Origin of the sequence: uncultured Novosphingobium sp. (assembly GCF_964277725.1) — a bacterium.
GTDB classification, from domain to species: domain Bacteria; phylum Pseudomonadota; class Alphaproteobacteria; order Sphingomonadales; family Sphingomonadaceae; genus Novosphingobium; species Novosphingobium fluoreni.
Map to the genome: position 1 here is coordinate 1 of NZ_CAXYKL010000228.1, position 15,825 is coordinate 15,825.

13 protein-coding genes are annotated in these 15,825 nt (G+C 62.9%); 3 read left to right on the forward strand and 10 right to left on the reverse strand.

Features of this window, described 5'->3' with window-relative positions:
- Window positions 1–80 precede the first annotated feature (80 nt).
- Window positions 81–644: a nuclear transport factor 2 family protein gene (locus ACHWRX_RS12915; protein WP_394659492.1), complete on the forward strand. Its 564-nt coding sequence runs from the start codon at window positions 81–83 to the stop codon at window positions 642–644.
- Window positions 645–677: 33 nt separating this feature from the next.
- On the opposite strand, the gene ACHWRX_RS12920 is transcribed toward ACHWRX_RS12915, so the two are convergent.
- The 10 genes from ACHWRX_RS12920 to ACHWRX_RS12965 all read right to left on the reverse strand — a co-directional run bounded on the left by ACHWRX_RS12920 (window position 678) and on the right by ACHWRX_RS12965 (window position 10,854).
- Window positions 678–2,114 carry an NAD-dependent succinate-semialdehyde dehydrogenase gene (locus tag ACHWRX_RS12920; RefSeq protein WP_394659493.1) on the reverse strand — a complete coding sequence of 479 codons (1,437 nt, stop codon included), beginning with the start codon at window positions 2,112–2,114 and terminating at the stop codon, window positions 678–680.
- Window positions 2,111–3,700, reverse strand: a complete 1,590-nt coding sequence (locus tag ACHWRX_RS12925) for a GMC family oxidoreductase (protein ID WP_394659494.1) — start codon at window positions 3,698–3,700, stop codon at window positions 2,111–2,113. The genes ACHWRX_RS12920 and ACHWRX_RS12925 overlap by 4 nt, the downstream gene beginning before the upstream one ends.
- Window positions 3,697–4,794: an NAD(P)/FAD-dependent oxidoreductase gene (locus tag ACHWRX_RS12930; RefSeq protein ID WP_394659495.1), complete on the reverse strand. Its 1,098-nt coding sequence runs from the start codon at window positions 4,792–4,794 to the stop codon at window positions 3,697–3,699. Before ACHWRX_RS12930 ends, ACHWRX_RS12925 begins: the two co-directional genes overlap by 4 nt.
- Complete coding sequence (locus ACHWRX_RS12935) at window positions 4,791–5,213, reverse strand: PaaI family thioesterase (protein WP_394659496.1); 423 nt, start codon at window positions 5,211–5,213, stop codon at window positions 4,791–4,793. The genes ACHWRX_RS12930 and ACHWRX_RS12935 overlap by 4 nt, the downstream gene beginning before the upstream one ends.
- A 23-nt stretch (window positions 5,214–5,236) precedes the next feature.
- Window positions 5,237–6,007: an enoyl-CoA hydratase/isomerase family protein gene (locus ACHWRX_RS12940; protein WP_058736803.1), complete on the reverse strand. Its 771-nt coding sequence runs from the start codon at window positions 6,005–6,007 to the stop codon at window positions 5,237–5,239.
- 120 nt (window positions 6,008–6,127) lie between these two features.
- A complete protein-coding gene (locus tag ACHWRX_RS12945) occupies window positions 6,128–7,222 on the reverse strand; it encodes an acyl-CoA dehydrogenase family protein (protein ID WP_394659497.1) in 1,095 nt (364 codons plus the stop codon).
- Window positions 7,223–7,235: 13 nt separating this feature from the next.
- Complete coding sequence (locus ACHWRX_RS12950) at window positions 7,236–8,396, reverse strand: acyl-CoA dehydrogenase family protein (protein WP_394659498.1); 1,161 nt, start codon at window positions 8,394–8,396, stop codon at window positions 7,236–7,238.
- Between the two features lie 5 nt (window positions 8,397–8,401).
- Window positions 8,402–9,184 carry an enoyl-CoA hydratase gene (locus ACHWRX_RS12955; protein WP_288486487.1) on the reverse strand — a complete coding sequence of 261 codons (783 nt, stop codon included), beginning with the start codon at window positions 9,182–9,184 and terminating at the stop codon, window positions 8,402–8,404.
- 80 nt (window positions 9,185–9,264) lie between these two features.
- On the reverse strand, window positions 9,265–10,053 hold the full coding sequence (locus ACHWRX_RS12960; RefSeq protein ID WP_183617015.1) for a helix-turn-helix domain-containing protein: 789 nt from the start codon (window positions 10,051–10,053) through the stop codon (window positions 9,265–9,267).
- Window positions 10,054–10,230: 177 nt separating this feature from the next.
- Complete coding sequence (locus ACHWRX_RS12965; RefSeq protein WP_394659499.1) at window positions 10,231–10,854, reverse strand: TetR/AcrR family transcriptional regulator; 624 nt, start codon at window positions 10,852–10,854, stop codon at window positions 10,231–10,233.
- A 484-nt stretch (window positions 10,855–11,338) separates the two neighbouring features.
- On the opposite strand from ACHWRX_RS12965, the gene car reads away from it, so the two are divergent.
- Entirely contained in the window at window positions 11,339–14,734 is a 3,396-nt protein-coding gene (car, locus tag ACHWRX_RS12970; RefSeq protein ID WP_394659500.1) for a carboxylic acid reductase, read from the forward strand.
- Window positions 14,735–14,898: 164 nt separating this feature from the next.
- A partial coding sequence (locus ACHWRX_RS12975; protein ID WP_394659501.1) for a phosphotransferase family protein occupies window positions 14,899–15,825 on the forward strand: 927 nt, incomplete at its 3' end.

A 15,825-nucleotide genomic window follows, 5' to 3' on the forward strand; every position in this document is an offset into this window, starting at 1 on the left:
ATGTGATCAGTTCGTCGCGCCTTGCGCCATCGCGCCAGAGCAGGGAAAGTCGAGACCGGAATATAACAGGAGAGATGCAAATGGCCGATACCGAATTGACGCCGGAGCTGATCGCGTTCGTGCGTGAGCAGAAGGACCGGCATGAAATCTATCAGGCGCTGCTGCGCTACACACGCGGGATCGATCGTTTCGACAAGGCGCTGATGGCGTCGGCCTATCATCCCGACGCGGTCGACGAGCATGGCGTCGCGGAGGGCGATCCCGACCAGTTCACCGACTGGGCGATCGGCTGGCATGGAGAATTCCAGCACCAGCACCAGCATATCATCACCAACCACACGGTCGAGATCGACGGAGATGTGGCTCACGGCGAAACGTATTACGTCTTCTGGGGCGAAAACCGAGAAGGCCCGCCGACTTTGGCTTTCGGCCGCTACGTGGATCGTTTCGAAAAGCGCGATGGGCACTGGGCGATCGCGCACCGGGTGTGCGTCAACCAGATTTCCGGCTCGTTCAACCCCGTTGACGTGCCTGCGGAGTATCTCTCGCAAATGCGGGCCACCGGTCCGAACACCCGCGACCGCAACGATATCTCACACGATCGCCCACTCACCCGCAGCCGTGGATACGCTCCAGCAAGCTGAAGCGCATCCGGGTTGACCGGCCGCTGGGAAGCTTCAGGCCAGCGATACCAGCTTGGTATCGAGATAGGCCTGGAGCCCCTCCATGCCGCCTTCCGAACCATGACCGCTTTCGCCGACGCCGCCGAACGGAGTCTCGGGAGTGGAGATCGCGAGCGTGTTGAGACCCACCATACCGGTGCGGATGCGATGCATCGCCGTCTGCGCGGTGTCGAGGCTGGTGGTGAACGCGTAACCGGCAAGCCCGGCGGCGACGGAGTTCGCCTTCTCAATCGCTTCGTCCACGGTGGAGAACGGCGCGATCGGCATGATCGGGCCGAAGCATTCCTCGCTGAAGAGAAGGGCGTCGCCGTCCAGCCCGGTGACCACGGTTGGCTGGAAAAAGTTACCCGCATTGCCCGTACGCTTGCCACCGGCGCGTATGGTTCCGCCCCGATCTTCGGCATCGGCGATGAAGCGCTCCATCGCCTCCACCCGGCGGCCGTTCGCCAGGGGACCCATCACGCTGTCTGCGGCAAGGCCAGAGCCGACCGAAATACCGGCGGCATGTGCGGCTAGATCCTGGGTGAACCGGTCGATCAGGCTTTCATGCACGAAAAACCGGGCAGGGCTGACGCAGACCTGGCCGGCGTTGCGGAACTTACCGGCTGCCAGCGTCTTGATCGTGCGATCGTAGTCCGCGTCTGAAAACACGATTACCGGACCATTACCGCCCAATTCCATCGTGGTGCGCTTGGGCCCTTCGGCCGCCAGCTTCATCAAGTGGCGACCCACCTGTGTCGATCCGGTAAAGCTGACTTTGCGAATGGCGGGGGCCAGGATAAGCTGCTCGGACACTTCCGACGGCACGCCGAACACCAGTTGCGCGCAGCCGGCGGGTAAACCCGCTTCATGCAGGGCGCGCACGATTTCGACCGAGGAGCCCGGCGTCTCCTCCGACGCCTTGAGAATTACAGGGCACCCGGCGGCGAGACCGGCCGCAAGCTTGCGGGCAGGGGTCAGCGCCGGGAAATTCCAGGGCGTAAAGACCGCGGCAGGGCCGACAGGTTCCGACAAGACCAAGTGGTCGAGACCGGGCATGCGCGAGGGCACGATCCGGCCATAGACCCGGCGGCCTTCCTCGGCGCACCATTCGAGGATTTCACACGCGTGAACCCACTCGCCCCGCGATTCCGCCAGGGGCTTGCCCTGTTCCAGCGTCATCACGCGGCACAAGTGATCCATCCGATCGCGCAGCAGGCCGGCGGCCCGGCGCATGATATCGCTGCGCTCCAACGCGGATTTCGCGCGCCAGGCGGAAAAAGCCCGCTCGGCTGCGAACACGGCCTCGTCCAGTTCGCCGGAAGTCGCGTGCGGAAGTTCGGCCAGTACCTCATCCGTCGCCGGATCGAAAACCGGCTCGGACTTGCGGCCCGCACCTGACGTGATGAAGCGGCCATCGATGTAAAGGCCCAGCGTGGTGTATTCGGTCATCGATTGTCCTCGCGGATCATGTCGGCCGCCTTTTCGCCGATGGCGATCACGGCAGCGTTGGTATTGCCTGACGGTACTGCGGGCATGATCGAGGCATCGGCAACGCGCAAGCCCTCGATCCCCATGACGCGCAGCGATGCATCCACTACCTTGCCCATCGCGGCCGAGCAGCTGGCGTGATAGATCGAGCCGCCGGTTTCCCGGGCGTAGGCCAAAAGCTGTTCGTCGCTGGCCATGTCAGAGCCGGGTATGTGTTCTTCCTTCACGAACGGAGCGATCGCGGATTGCGCCATGATCTTTCGCACGATGCGCATACCAGCGACGACTTCGGCTTCATCGCGCTCGGTGGTCAGGAAATTCGCCAGGATCGCGGGGGAGACGGTCGCGTCGGGGCTGACGGCGTGGACGTGGCCCCGGCTTTCAGGTCGAAGCGGGCAGGAGGACACGGTGAATCCGGAAAAGGCGTGCAATTTGTCGCCCATCTTCGTCGTGCTGAAGGTGATAAACAGGCACTGGATATCCGGCCTTTCGTCCCGCGCGATGTCCGAGCGCAGGAAGCCGCCCGCATATCCCGCCGAAACCGTGAGCGGTCCCTTGCGGCTGATCGCGTAGCGCAGCCCCACTCCCAAGGTGCGGAAGGGCGAGAGCATGTCATCGTTGAAAGTGATCGGCCGCGCCGCCTTATAGACGGTGCGAACCTGGAGATGGTCCTGGAAGTTTTCCCCCACCTCGGGGTTGTGGTGGATCGTCTCTATGCCCAGTCCGCGCAGACGTTCACCATCGCCGATGCCGGACAATTCCAGGATTTGCGGGCTGCCGATGGCTCCGGCTGACAGGATGACTTCGCGCCGGGCGGTGGCGCGCTGGCTCGTGCCGCTTTCGTCCGTCCACTCGACGCCGGTGGCGCGTTTGCCCTCCAGAAGGATGCGCCGAACCATCGCGCCGGTAGTGACCTGAAGATTCCGGCGGTTGCGAGCGGGCTTTAGATACGCCACGGCCGCACTGCACCGACGGCCCCGCCTCATCGTGGACTGGTAATATCCCACGCCTTCCTGCGTCGCGCCGTTGAAATCATCGTTGCGCGCATAGCCCGCTTCCACGCCCGCCTCGATGAAGGCGTCGCAAAGCGGATGTGGCTCGCTGGGGTCGGAGACGGCGAGCGGGCCATCCGCACCGTGCCAGGGATCGGCGCCACGTTGCTGCCCTTCGGCGCGCCGGAAATAGGGCAGCAGATCGTCATAGCCCCAGCCCCGATTGCCCAGCCGCGACCAGGCATCGAAATCCTCACGCTGTCCGCGCACATACAGCAGGCCATTGATCGAGGAGGAACCGCCCAGCACGCGGCCACGCGGCTGGTTCACCCGGCGGCCGTTCATGCCCGGCTCCGGCTCGGACTGGAACCGCCAGTTCAATCGCTCATGATTGAACAGTTTGCCGTAGCCCAGCGGCACGTGAATCCAGGGATTGGTATCGCGCGGTCCAGCCTCGATCAGCAGGACGCGGATCGAGGGATCCTCGCTCAAGCGGGCGGCGAGGACGCAGCCCGCGCTGCCGCCGCCGATGATAATGTAGTCAGCTTCTGTCACAGCTTGGCCGCCACGACATCGGCGATAGCCATGCTGGCGGTCAGGCCTGGAGACTCGATCCCGTACAAGTTAACCAGACCCGGGCAGCCGTGATCTTCAGGGCCGGAAATGATGAAGTCACCTGCCGGCTCACCCGGCCCGCTTACCTTGGGGCGGATGCCGGCATAGCCTGGCTGCAACCTGGTCTCGTCAAGCCCGGGCCAGATCCGCTTGGCGGCAGCGGCGAAGCGTGGGAGCCGGGCGGGATCGACGGTGTAGTCGATTGTATCGATCCATTCCACGTCTGGGCCGAAGCGCGCTTGCCCACCCAGGTCGAGCGTCAAGTGGGTGCCAAGGCCGCCCGCCTCGGGCACCGGATAGATCAGGTGCGAGAATGGTACCTTGCCGGAATACGTGAAATATACTCCTCGGGCGAGATGGAGCGGCGGCACATGCGTCGCCGGCAAGGCCTCGATCCGTGCCGCGAGCGCCTGCGCGCCCAGGCCCGCAGCATTGATGAGGATCGGGCTGGCCACCGCGGCTTCGCCATCGTCGAGATGGACATGCCACAGGCCATTAACATGCGTTACGCGGGTGATCTCGCTGCCGGGTACCAGCATCGCGCCATGGCTCTCCGCTTCACCGAGCAAGGCGAGCATGAAGGCGTGGCTGTCAACGATGCCGGTCGAAGGGGAAAACAAGGCCCCGGCGCAATCCAGCTCTGGCTCCATGGCCCGCGCGTCGGCGCGATCAAGCGGCCTGAGATCATCGACGCCGGCCTGCCGCGCATGCGCTAGGATCGCATCCAGCTCATCCAGTTGAGTGTCGCTATGGGCGAAGATCAGCTTGCCAAGCTGCTGATGAGGTACACCGCGTGCTTGGCAGAACGCGTAGAGCTGGTGTTTCCCTTCGACGCACAGCCGTGCCTTCAACGACCCCTCCGGATAATAGATACCCGCATGGATCACTTCGCTGTTGCGGCTGGACGTCCACGATCCGAAATGCGGCTCGCCTTCCAGGATCAAGGGCGGCTTACCGGCTAGCGCCAGCGCCCGCCCGATCGCCAGCCCGACCACGCCCGCGCCAACGACGATGGCGTCGACCTGATCGGTCATGCAGCACTTCCGGTGCGCAGGAGGGAATGGCGGGCAGTGAGGGAGAGCTGCGCGCATAAGGTGCGTTCGCCGTGGTGTTCGGCAAAGATGTCGGTCGCCGCGAAGCTGATCGACTTGCCCTTGCGGATCATCCGGCCCACGCCGATCAGACGATCACCCCGCGCGGCGGCGACAAAGCGGATCGATTGCTCCAGAACCACGGTGTCATGCTCACTTCCTGCCGCCGTCGCAGCGCTCCAGCTGCCGGCGATTTCACCCATGGCGGTGGTGACGGTGCCTTGGAAAAAACCCGGCGCATGCTGGAATTCCACCCGATGCGCCAAGGCGAGGGTGATGGCACCAGGCTCTGCCCGCAAGACCTCGAACCCGAAGAAGCGGGCGTAGGGTTTCTCAAGCAACGCCGCGATCTGCGCTGCCACGTCGCTTGAGCCAGTCGAGGGCATCAGGCCCCCGTGTAGGCAGGCTTGCGCTTCTCCTTGAAGGCAGTGGTGCCTTCGCGGAAATCGTCAGTCCAGGTCATCAGAGCCTGCACGGCGAATTCGAACTCCAGGGCGTCTGCCAAGGTCTGGCCCGGTGCCGCGTCGAACTGGCGCTTGATTTGCGACAGCGCGATCGTGGGCGCGTTGGCAAAGGTGGCGGCCATCTCCTGCGCACGCGCCAGAACGCCGCCGGCAGGAACTGATTCAAGCGCAAAGCCGAGCGAAACCGCTTCGGTACCGCTAACGAAACGCCCGGAATAAGCGATTTCCTTGGCGCGCATTATGCCAACGTGACGCTCCAGCAGCCAGCCTGCCGCCCCGTCCATTGCCAGACCGATATGGCGGAAGGCGAACTGGAAGCGCGCGTTGTCGGCGCAGATGATGAAGTCCGATGCCAGCGCCAGTGCAAAGGCCACGCCGATGCATACGCCTTCGACAGCGGCGATCACCGGCTTGTTGGTGTGGGCTACGCTGCGGACCATGCGGTGCAAGGTGCGCGCCTTGATCGAGTTGCCGCGCACGCCGCCCTGACCCATCTCGCCCACGTCGGCCCCGGCCGCGAAATCGCCACCGGCCCCGGTCAGGACGATGACGCGAACATCATCATTGTCCTGCAGGCTTTCGAACACCTGTTGGAATTCGCCACGCATCGCCATGGTGATCGCGTTCTTGCGTTCCGGGCGATTGATCGTGACCGTGGCGACGCCACTATCGATTTGTACCTCGACCGACATGCAGGAACCCTTTCTCGTAAGCTATTGGATGCGGCCCCTAGCACGCCCCGATCTGGCGCGGCAGTGCGCATACAGTTATCGCCGCTGCGATGTACCGGCGTGATGGCCCGGTCTTATCGGTCAGGCTGCGGCTAGATGCGGCGTGGCAGATGTAAAACCACCCATCTTCGCCAGCCGCTTGATCTGTTCGTCGGTGCCGCCCAGCAGCATGCCGATCGCAGTCAGGCGGCGGAAGTAATGGCTCACCACGTGTTCCTCGCTGACACCGATGCCACCATGGAGCTGGACGGCGTATTGCGCGACGAACCGACCCGTCTTGCCGATGACCGCCTTGATCGCGGCCGTTCCGCGGGCGCGTTCTGCCGGATCGTTTTCATTCGCCAGCAACGCACCGTAGATCGCGGCGGACGTCGCCTGCTCCACTTCCACAAGCATCTCTGCCGCGCGATGTTGCAAAGCCTGGTTGGTGCCGATGGCCTTGCCGAACTGCACGCGGGTCTTCAGGTATTCCACCGTCACGTCCAGCGCCGCGCGCATCGCCCCCGCCGCTTCGGCGGCCAGGAATGCGATCCCCGCCTCTATGGCGCGGGTGACTGCGGACGCGGTAACGCGCGCCTCGTTGGAGACTTGCACGCCGTTGAGCGTAAGGTCCGCCGCGCCACCGCCGCCATGCAGGCTGAAGCCGCGGCGCGAGAGGCCGGGCGCGTCTGCCGGGACGATCCAGGCATCGTCATTTGAGGTTACGACGAACACATCGGCATGATCACCGCCCAGCACGAGTGAAGCGGCGCCGTCCAGGCGAACACTGTCGCCATTGGGCGTAGCGGTCACTTCTGCCCGATCGGCAAGGGCGGCGATCGTCTGCCCGCCCATGATGCCTTCCAGCTGCGCGGCTGCAATTTCGGGCACCGTCCCTTCGGCGATCGCGGTTCCTGCCAGGACGATTGAGGAGAGGTAGGGTTCGAGCAACAGCCCACGCCCGATCGCCTCGCCCACGATCATCGTTTCCACGCCACCCAGACCCAGACCGCCAAGGTGTTCTGAGAACGGCAGCATGGTCAGGCCAAGCTCAACCATCTCGCCCCAGACCGCGTCCGAAAACCCACGCGCACCGGCGGCATGGCCGTGGCGCTTGTCGAAAGGATAACGTTCGGTGACGAGACGCTCGATGCTGTCCTTCAGCATCCGCTGGTCGTCAGAAAGCTCCAGGTTCATTGTGTTCTTCCTGTCAGCCGAGGCCGAGGATCGTCTTGGCGACGATGGTCTTTTGCACTTCGCTCGACCCGCCATAGATCGAGGCGGCGCGCAGGATGGCGTAATTGGGCATGATCGTGCCCAGCCACTCCGTGTCTTCCTCACCGAAGGGATCCTCGTCGGTGCGGACCTCCAGGGCCTGCGGGCCCGCAGCTTCAAGAAGCAGTTCCGACGCAGCCTGCCGCAGTTCCACACCCTTGAGCTTCAGCACGGAAGAGCGGGGATCGGGCTCGTTCGATCCCCGTTGCGCGTCCAGGATGCGAAGCTGGGTGATTTCCAGGATCTTCAGTTCGGCTTCCAGTGCGGCGGCCTTGCGCAGCACCGCTTCGTCATCGCCTGCCAAGCGCTTCACGCGGCGGATGAGATGCTTGGTCATGCCGATACGGGCAATTCCGGTGCGTTCATTCGAGAGCAGGAACTTGGTGACGTCCCAACCCCGGTTCTCCCCCCCGACCAGGCAATCGGCCGGGACACGGACATCATCCAGGAACACCTCGTTGACCTCGTGCCGGCCATCGCTGGTGATGATGGGTCGAATGGTGACGCCGGGAAGCCGCAGGTCGATCAGCAGGAAGGAGATGCCCATCTGCTTTTTCGGGGCATCGGGATTGGTGCGCACCAGAGTGAACATCCAATCCGCGTGGTGGCCCATGCCCTGCCAGATCTTGTGTCCGTTGACGATAAAGTGATCGCCCTCGCGGCGCGCGGAGGTGCGCAGGGCGGCCAGATCGGAACCGGCGCCGGGCTCGGAAAAGCCTTGAGCCCACCAGATGTCGATGTTGGCGGTGGCCGCCAGGAAGCGATCCTTCTGCTCCGGCGTGCCGAACGCCGAAATCACGGGGCCGATCATCGAGACATTGAACGACACCGGCTCGGGCGCGGGGGCCTGATGCAATTCATCCAGGAAGATATAGCGCTCCACGACGGAGAAGCCGGGCCCGCCCGCCTCCTTCGACCACGAAGGCGTCGCCCAGCCACGCGCATTCAGCGTGCGCTGCCAAGCGACGATTTCTTCCTTCGTCGGAATACGCCCGTCCATCATCTTGCGATGGGTGACGGGGTCCAGGTTGTCGCGAATGAAAGAGCGAACGTCCTGACGAAACGCCTCTTCCTCCGCCGTGAAGCGCAGATCCATGAAGCTTACTTGCCCGTGAAGACCGGCTTACGCTTGCCAAAAGCAGCGACGCCTTCCTTGTAGTCTTCCGAAGCGTAGCAGATTTGGAACAGCTCTTCGCACCGATCGAGATCGCGCTTCGATTCGTCCTGCGCATAGGTCCACAGCGTGAACTTGATGTCTTCAGCCGTCAGCGGCGCGCCGATCGAGATGTTGCCGACGATCTTGTCGATCCAGGGCTGAAATTCCTCGTCGGGCAGAACGCGGCCGACCAGCCCCTTGTCGTACGCTTCCTTCGCATCGAAGCGCAGGCCGCCCAGCAGCATGTCCTTCGCCGGGCCGTAGCCGATGATGTCGACCATGCGACGCAGCGAGGAATAGCGATAGCCGATGCCGATGTTCAACGCGGGCTGACCGAATGAGGACTTGGCCGAGCAATAGCGCAGATCGCACACCAGCGCGACCGAGACGCCGCCACCGATGCAGTACCCGTCGATCGCGGCCACGGTGACCTTCTTGGAGGTATAGATTGCCTGCAACGCCTGCTCGCCGGTCTTGGCGTAATGCTCCTGAGCATCACCTTCGCCACGCTCCTCAGCATATTTGGAGACATCGGCACCAGCCACGAACGCCTTGTCGCCCGCGCCGGAGAAGACAACGACGCGAATTTCGTCATCCGCCTCGAACTGCTTCATGGCGTTGCCCATGCCTTCCCACATTTCGAGGCAGATTGCGTTCATCTTCTCAGGCTTGTTGAAGACGATGTGGCCGATCGCGCCGTCCTTGCGGGTGAGAATCTTGTCGCTCAAAGTAATGTTCCTCGATGAATAGGGTCGGTCGAAACCGCAGTAAGCCGTCTAGTCCGAAACTGAAGACTTGAGAATACAGCTTAATGCATCGCCACGGAGCGCAAGTCATGGCTCTCATGGGCGACACGCGGGCCAAGGTATTGGGAAATGTTTTGGCGAATGGTGCGCACCAGTTCGTCGCGGCGAGCGTCGATATCAGCGGTACGGCCAATCACGCCAACACCCAGCGGCTCTTCATCGATTCCCTGCGGCAACAGCAGAGCGATACCCGACCAACCAGCTGCGACTTTACCGGTTGCGAAACCCTGCCGATTGACCTGCTCCAGCGTAGCCTGCAGATCTTGATAGCGCACGTGCATTTCCGGATCGCAACCCGCGTTCAGGCGATGGACGATCTTGCGCACTTCCTCACCCCTGACGAGCGACAGCAGGATATGACCGAAGGGCGAATGCAGCAGGTCAGCATCTTCGCTTTGGGCGAGGGCGGCGGGGATCGGGCCGGCCGTGGTGTGAACGTGCTTCAGCGAAACACCCACCATCGATGTCAGCGACACGGCCAGACGGGTCTGCTGCTGCAGGTTGTCGACCATCGGCAACAGGCGGCCATCGCGGAACAAGTGCGGTTGGACCCAGGCGCCGAGCAGGGAGATGCGCGCAGTCGGCCGGAAGGCGCGTGCGCGGCGATCCCGGGCGAGATAACCCTGGCGCACAAGGCTGGCGAGCAGTTCAGACGTACTGGACTGGGGCACGTCAAGCGCGCGCGCCACTTCCATCACGGTGAGCGATTGCCGATCGGGGCCGAACATCTCGAAGATGCGAAGGACCCGGTCCGCCGACTTGATCTTCTTCTCTTTCACCGCCGTAGCCATGCTCCGTCTCCGTCAGTTTCTAGTTGTTATGACATTATGACGCATTTGAACGGTTCCGCAAGACTAGAATCGAAATTCCTGTTTCGAGATTTCGCTGGCGGGAGATGATGGCTTGACGCTGCGATCGGCTGTTATGCGCCGTGTCCTGATCTGGCGGCGATCGCGGTCGCCGATGAATCAGGCAGCCGTCTGGAAGATGCGGTCGAATGACGCGGACAGCATTTCTCGCAAGTTCACGCGGATGATCTCATTCTGGCCTTCGGCATCCGTCATGCGGACAAGGCTGAGAAGGTTGTCTAGGCTCATCGCCCACAACAATAGTTTTTCGCGCTGCCCGTCGGTAAGTATCAAGGCTGGGTCTGATTGAGCCCAGGTGTCAGACAGCACGATCCTGGATCGTTCCATGACCCAGTCCGACAAGTGGCGGTTGGCCAGGGCAGCCTCCCAAAATGCATGATATATCGGGTAATGCTGCAGCCAGAACGCGCTGTAGTCGTCAAACCACTGATCAAACCCGGCACGATCCTTGATGATTCCGGGAACGCGAGCATGAAAAGCCCTGATGGTTGGCGCGATCTCTTCCAGCAGGCTCAGCGCGATCGCCTCCTTGGACTTGAAGTATTTGTAGAGCGTCGTGTGAGTCGTCGCCGCGGCTGTCGCGATCTGGCGCACGGAGGTGGCGCGAAATCCGTCGCGCAAGAACAGGGCAAGGGCTGCATCGCGGATGCGATCGCGAGTCCCGGCGCCGCCCGCTGTTTGGGGCTCGGCATGCGGGGACAAAGGCGTTCGCGGCAGATCCATTCTGTGTTCTTCCCCTGGCCCCGGCAGAGGCTACTGATGCCGGTATGGTCCTAATCGAACGGGCGGGCAGCGGGAAGGCCGCCTGACTTGGAAAAGGTGGAGCGACCGCGGAATTATGGTTGCTCGTACGCCCGGACGGCGACGGCATGGCATCGCAAGGTCAATGGAAATCCGGTAGGGTTGACACTGATGCAACCCTTATGCAGGTTCTTGTCTGCTGACCGGTCTGATGCAGTGACGCAGTTCACCCCGGTCCGGCGAGAAAGAGCGCGAAATGGCGCCGCTACGGAGAGTGGAAAGATGCCCAACCAACTCGCGCTTATCGTGTCATGGTGATGGTGGCCTGAGCGGGCATCCCGACTGCCCGGCGTTTTACCATCATCTCAATCTAACGAACATCCGGCCACTGCCTTGCGATTGTGCGGCGAAAAGACCGGACTCATTCTCAGGCCCAGCTTTGGGCCAATGCCCTCGGAGGCCCAGAATGCTCAATCCGCTGCCCAAGTTCGAGGAACTGCCCCCCAAGCCAGAGGTGACCGCACAGATCCTGCGTCCGGATGCGTCGCTTGCTGAAATCGTTGCGGCGGCTTTCACTGGCTATGCCGATCGCACGGCATTCGTGCGGCGCAATACGCTCGGTGCGTTCGACAGCATGACCTACGGGGAAGCATGGACCGCGATCGGGGAGATCGCCTCGTCCTGGGTGGCGGCGGGCATGATGCCTGGCGACATGATCGGTATCCTAGGCTTCACCAGCCCCGAGTTCGTGCTGCTGGACATGGCGGCCGTGCAAGTCGGCTTGCCGGTCATCCCGCTGCCGATGAACCTGGCCCCGCCGCAACTGGCCGAAGTCTTGACTGAAGCCGCGCCGCGCTATGTCGCCTCATCAGTAAGCGAACTGCCGCTGGCGATCGAGGCGATCAAAGCATCGGACATCTCAACCACATTGGTGATCTTCGATATCGTCGACGATGAAACGGGTTCCGCACAGCTTGAGCAGACCACTCAGGCCTTGCCGGGCATGCCGGTTATCACGCTGGCCCAGCTTCGTGCGCAAGGGGAGGGCAGGACGCCGCCTGCGCCTTTCAGATCGACCGAGAGCGATCCGCTCAGCACGATCTATTACACGTCCGGAAGCACAGGCTCACCCAAGGGTGCGATGTACACCGAGCGACTGGTGAAACCCAGCTGGACGAACGACACGCCCGGGCTTCACGTGCTGCTGCATTACCAGCCGCTGAGCCATTCGTTCGGGCGCGCCTTCATCGCCACCGCAATATCCCGAGGCGGTCTATCCCACTTTGTTACCAAAAGCGACTTGTCCACCCTGCTGGAAGACATCGCTTTCGTGCGGCCGACGACGTTTCCGTTCGTGCCGCGGGTTTGCGAGCTGCTTTTCCAACGTTTCAAGGCAGAGCTTGAGCGGCGCATCGCCGCCGGGGAGGACCCTGAAAAGACCCGCGCCGCGCTGATCGTCGAGACGCGGGAGAAAGCGCTGGGCGGCAGGCTGGCGCGGGCAGTGACGGGATCGGCACCCACCAGCGCCGATCTGGACGCCTTCATGACGCAGGTCCTGGGTTTTCGCATGATGGACGGATACGGCGCTACGGAAGTGAGCGGCGTCACCTTCAATGGCACGGTCATGCGGCCACCCGTGATCGATTACAAGCTGATCGATGTTCCCGAACTGGGCTATTTCACCACTGACCGGCCCCATCCGCGCGGCGAACTGCTGGTAAAGTCCGAGCGGATGATCCCGGGTTATTTCAAGCGGCCCGAGTTGACGGCAGGGATGTGCGATGCCGACGGGTTCTACAAGACCGGTGACATCATGGCTGAAACCGGCCCCGACCAGCTGGTGTACCTCGATCGCCGCAACAACGTGCTGAAGCTTTCGCAAGGCGAATTCGTTGCGATCGCCAATCTGGAATCGGTCTTCACCAGCGGCCACCCCGCGATCCGCCAGGTATTTTTGTATGGCAACAGCAGCCGCGCCTTTCTGCTGGCCGTGGTCGTCCCAAACCGTGATTTCCTGACGGACCTGGAGCCGGGCGCAACAAAGGCGGCCTTGTTGACCGCGCTGCGGGAAGTCGCTGATGCGCAGCAGCTGAACTCTTACGAGATACCGCGCGACATCCTGGTGGAGGAAGAGCCGTTCAGCGCGGAAAATGGATTGCTGGCGGGCGTTGGCAAATACCTGCGGCCCAAGTTCAACGCGCGCTATGCCGAGCGGTTGGAGGCCTTGTATGACAGCATGGCCGAGCAGCAGGATTCCGAGCTTCGCGAACTGCGCCTGGAAGCGCGCAACTTGCCGACCCTCGAAGCCGTATGCCGCGCCGTGCGCGCTACGCTGGGCACGCAAAGCAGCGTCGTCACCGGGGAAGCCAGCTTCGATCGGCTGGGCGGGGACTCGCTTTCGGCGCTTTCGTTGTCGATGCTGCTGGACGAAGCGCTGGGCGTGGCCATCGATGTCGGCACGATCCTCCATCCGGCGGCGACGCTGGCTTCGCTGGCCGAGCAGATCGACGCGTTCAAGAGGGGCGATGGCGGCACCTTGCCCACCGCCCATGTCGTCCACCAAGGCAAGCTGGATGTGTTGCGGGCGTCAGACCTGAAGCTCGACCGCTTCATCGATCCCGAGACATTGGAGAAGGCGGCGAAGCTGGCGCCGGCGGCTCTGGGTGAACCTTCGGTCGTCCTCCTGACCGGCGCGAATGGCTACCTGGGTCGCATAATTTGCCTGGAATGGCTGGAACGTGCCGCTCGGACCGGAGCTAAAGTCGTCTGTGTGATCCGAGCCGGGGACAACGCCGCCGCGCATGCCCGTCTGCGCGAAAGCCTCGATAGCGGTGATGCGGAGCTGCTCGTTCGCTTCGATGAACTGGCCGAAGGCCATCTGGAGGTACTGGCAGGGGACCTGGCCGCGCCGCGCCTCGGGTTAAATGACACGACGTGGACCCGTCTGGCCGAGACCGTGGACGTGATCGTCCACCCGGCGGCCCTGGTCAATCACAAGCTGCCTTACGCGCAGTTGTTCGCGCCCAACGTCGCCGGAACCGCCGAGGTGATCAGGCTGGCCCTGACGACGCGCGCAAAACGCATCGCCTTCGTCTCGACGATCGCGGCAGCCGGGCGACGGGATGGCACCGCCATTCGCGAAGATGAACCCATCGTACAGGCCATCCCGGAATGGGTGTTGAGTGACGGCTATGCGGATGGTTACGCCAGCAGCAAGTGGGCGGGCGAAGTTCTGGTGGTGGAGGCGCACGAGCGTTTCGGCTTGCCGTGCACGATCCACCGCTCGGACATGATCCTGCCGCATACGCGCTATCAAGGGCAGATGAACGTGCCCGATATGTTCGTGCGCTGGCTGATCAGCATTGTCGAGACCGGCGTTGCCCCCGTATCGTTCTACCGCGCCGCCGAGGACTCGATAAGGCCGCATTACGACGGGATACCGGTGGACTACACGGCCAAGGCGGTGATCGAGCTTGCCGAGGCGAAACGTACCGGGTTCGCCACGTATCATTTGGTCAACGGACATGACGACGGTGTTTCGCTCGACACGTTCGTTGACTGGATCGCCGACAGCGGTCATCGGGTAGAGCGTATCGCCAGCCATGCCGAGTGGTTCGAGCGCTTCGAGACGAAGCTGCGCGCTCTGCCCGAGCAGCGCCGGCAAGCGACCGTGCTGCCGCTGCTGGAGGCGTTTTCCCGCCCGATGCCGGCCATACCCGGCGCCCATGTGCCGCACGACGAATTCGACGCCCAGATCGCTCGTCTTGCGGTCGGAGCAGGGGCGGTGCCGCACCTCGACAAGCGCTACATCACGAAAGCGATCCGCGATCTGGAGCACCTGGGCCTTGTCACGCCCGGCTGATATCGTGCCTTGCGCCCGGCACCGGCGTGAGGGGCGGCGGTTCGGTGCGGGAAGGCCTATGAAAAAGGTCAATGCCCTGGCGAAGTGAAACCCTTGCGCAGGTTTTGCCTTTCCTACACGGTAAATCTCGCGCTAGGCCCGCCCCGCCAAGGGAGGGCTATGACGTGACTGAATCGGCAACCGCGCGAAACGATATCGATTTCAATCCCGATACATTCGATGCCTTCCTGCGCGACACGATGCCGGGATACGCCGGACCGTTAGGTCTGGAGCGGATCGGCGGCGGCCAGTCCAACCCGACGTATTTCGTCGACGGTGCGGCGCAGCGCATGGTTTTGCGTAAACGGCCGCCCGGTGACCACGCGCGCGGCGCGCACGATGTCGGCCGGGAATATCGCATCCTCACCGCTCTGGATGCGACCCCCGTGCCGGTCCCCAAGCCGATCGTGTATCGGGAAGAGCCTGACGTCGTCGGTACGCCGTTTTACCTGATGGGCTGCGTGCCCGGTCGCGTCTTTGCGGACGCCTCGCTTCCCGAAGTGCCGCGCGATGACCGGCGCGCCTACTATCGAGAGTTCGCGCGCGTGCTCGCGGCGCTTCACGCCGTTGACGTGGACGCGGTGGGGCTGGGCGGTTTCAGGCGTCCGGAACGATATCTGGTTCGTCAGGTGAACACCTGGACGCGGGTGTGGGGAGGGCTTGCCGAAACCGATCCGGACGTGGCGCGTGTGGTCACCTGGCTGCGCGCCAACTTGCCTGAGGATGAGGAGAGCGCCATTGTCCACGGCGATTACAAGATCAACAACGTCATTTATGATCTTAAACAGCCTCAGATATCCGCCGTCATCGACTGGGAGCTGTGCACCGTTGGCGATCCGCTTCTTGACCTGGCGCATGCCTGGTCCTTCATGTGGGAAACCCGCCTTGAGGAATATGGCGGCATGATGGGGCAGGACCTAAAAGCGCTCGGATTGCCCGACGAAAACGAGTTTTTCGAAGACTACTACGCCGTCGCGCAAAGCAGCCGTCGCCTGACCCCGTTCCACATGGTGCTGGCGCACTTCCGCACGTCCGGCATTTTCCACGGTATC

Bases quoted from the DNA above. Each gene is read 5' to 3' on its own strand.
- ACHWRX_RS12915 (WP_394659492.1), top strand. From the start codon at position 81: ATGGCCGATACCGAATTGACGCCGGAGCTGATCGCGTTCGTGCGTGAG.
- ACHWRX_RS12920 (WP_394659493.1), bottom strand. From the start codon at position 2,114: ATGACCGAATACACCACGCTGGGCCTTTACATCGATGGCCGCTTCATC.
- ACHWRX_RS12930 (WP_394659495.1), bottom strand. From the start codon at position 4,794: ATGACCGATCAGGTCGACGCCATCGTCGTTGGCGCGGGCGTGGTCGGG.
- ACHWRX_RS12940 (WP_058736803.1), bottom strand. From the start codon at position 6,007: ATGTCGGTCGAGGTACAAATCGATAGTGGCGTCGCCACGGTCACGATC.
- ACHWRX_RS12945 (WP_394659497.1), bottom strand. From the start codon at position 7,222: ATGAACCTGGAGCTTTCTGACGACCAGCGGATGCTGAAGGACAGCATC.
- ACHWRX_RS12950 (WP_394659498.1), bottom strand. From the start codon at position 8,396: ATGGATCTGCGCTTCACGGCGGAGGAAGAGGCGTTTCGTCAGGACGTT.
- ACHWRX_RS12960 (WP_183617015.1), bottom strand. From the start codon at position 10,053: ATGGCTACGGCGGTGAAAGAGAAGAAGATCAAGTCGGCGGACCGGGTC.
- ACHWRX_RS12965 (WP_394659499.1), bottom strand. From the start codon at position 10,854: ATGGATCTGCCGCGAACGCCTTTGTCCCCGCATGCCGAGCCCCAAACA.
- car (WP_394659500.1), top strand. From the start codon at position 11,339: ATGCTCAATCCGCTGCCCAAGTTCGAGGAACTGCCCCCCAAGCCAGAG.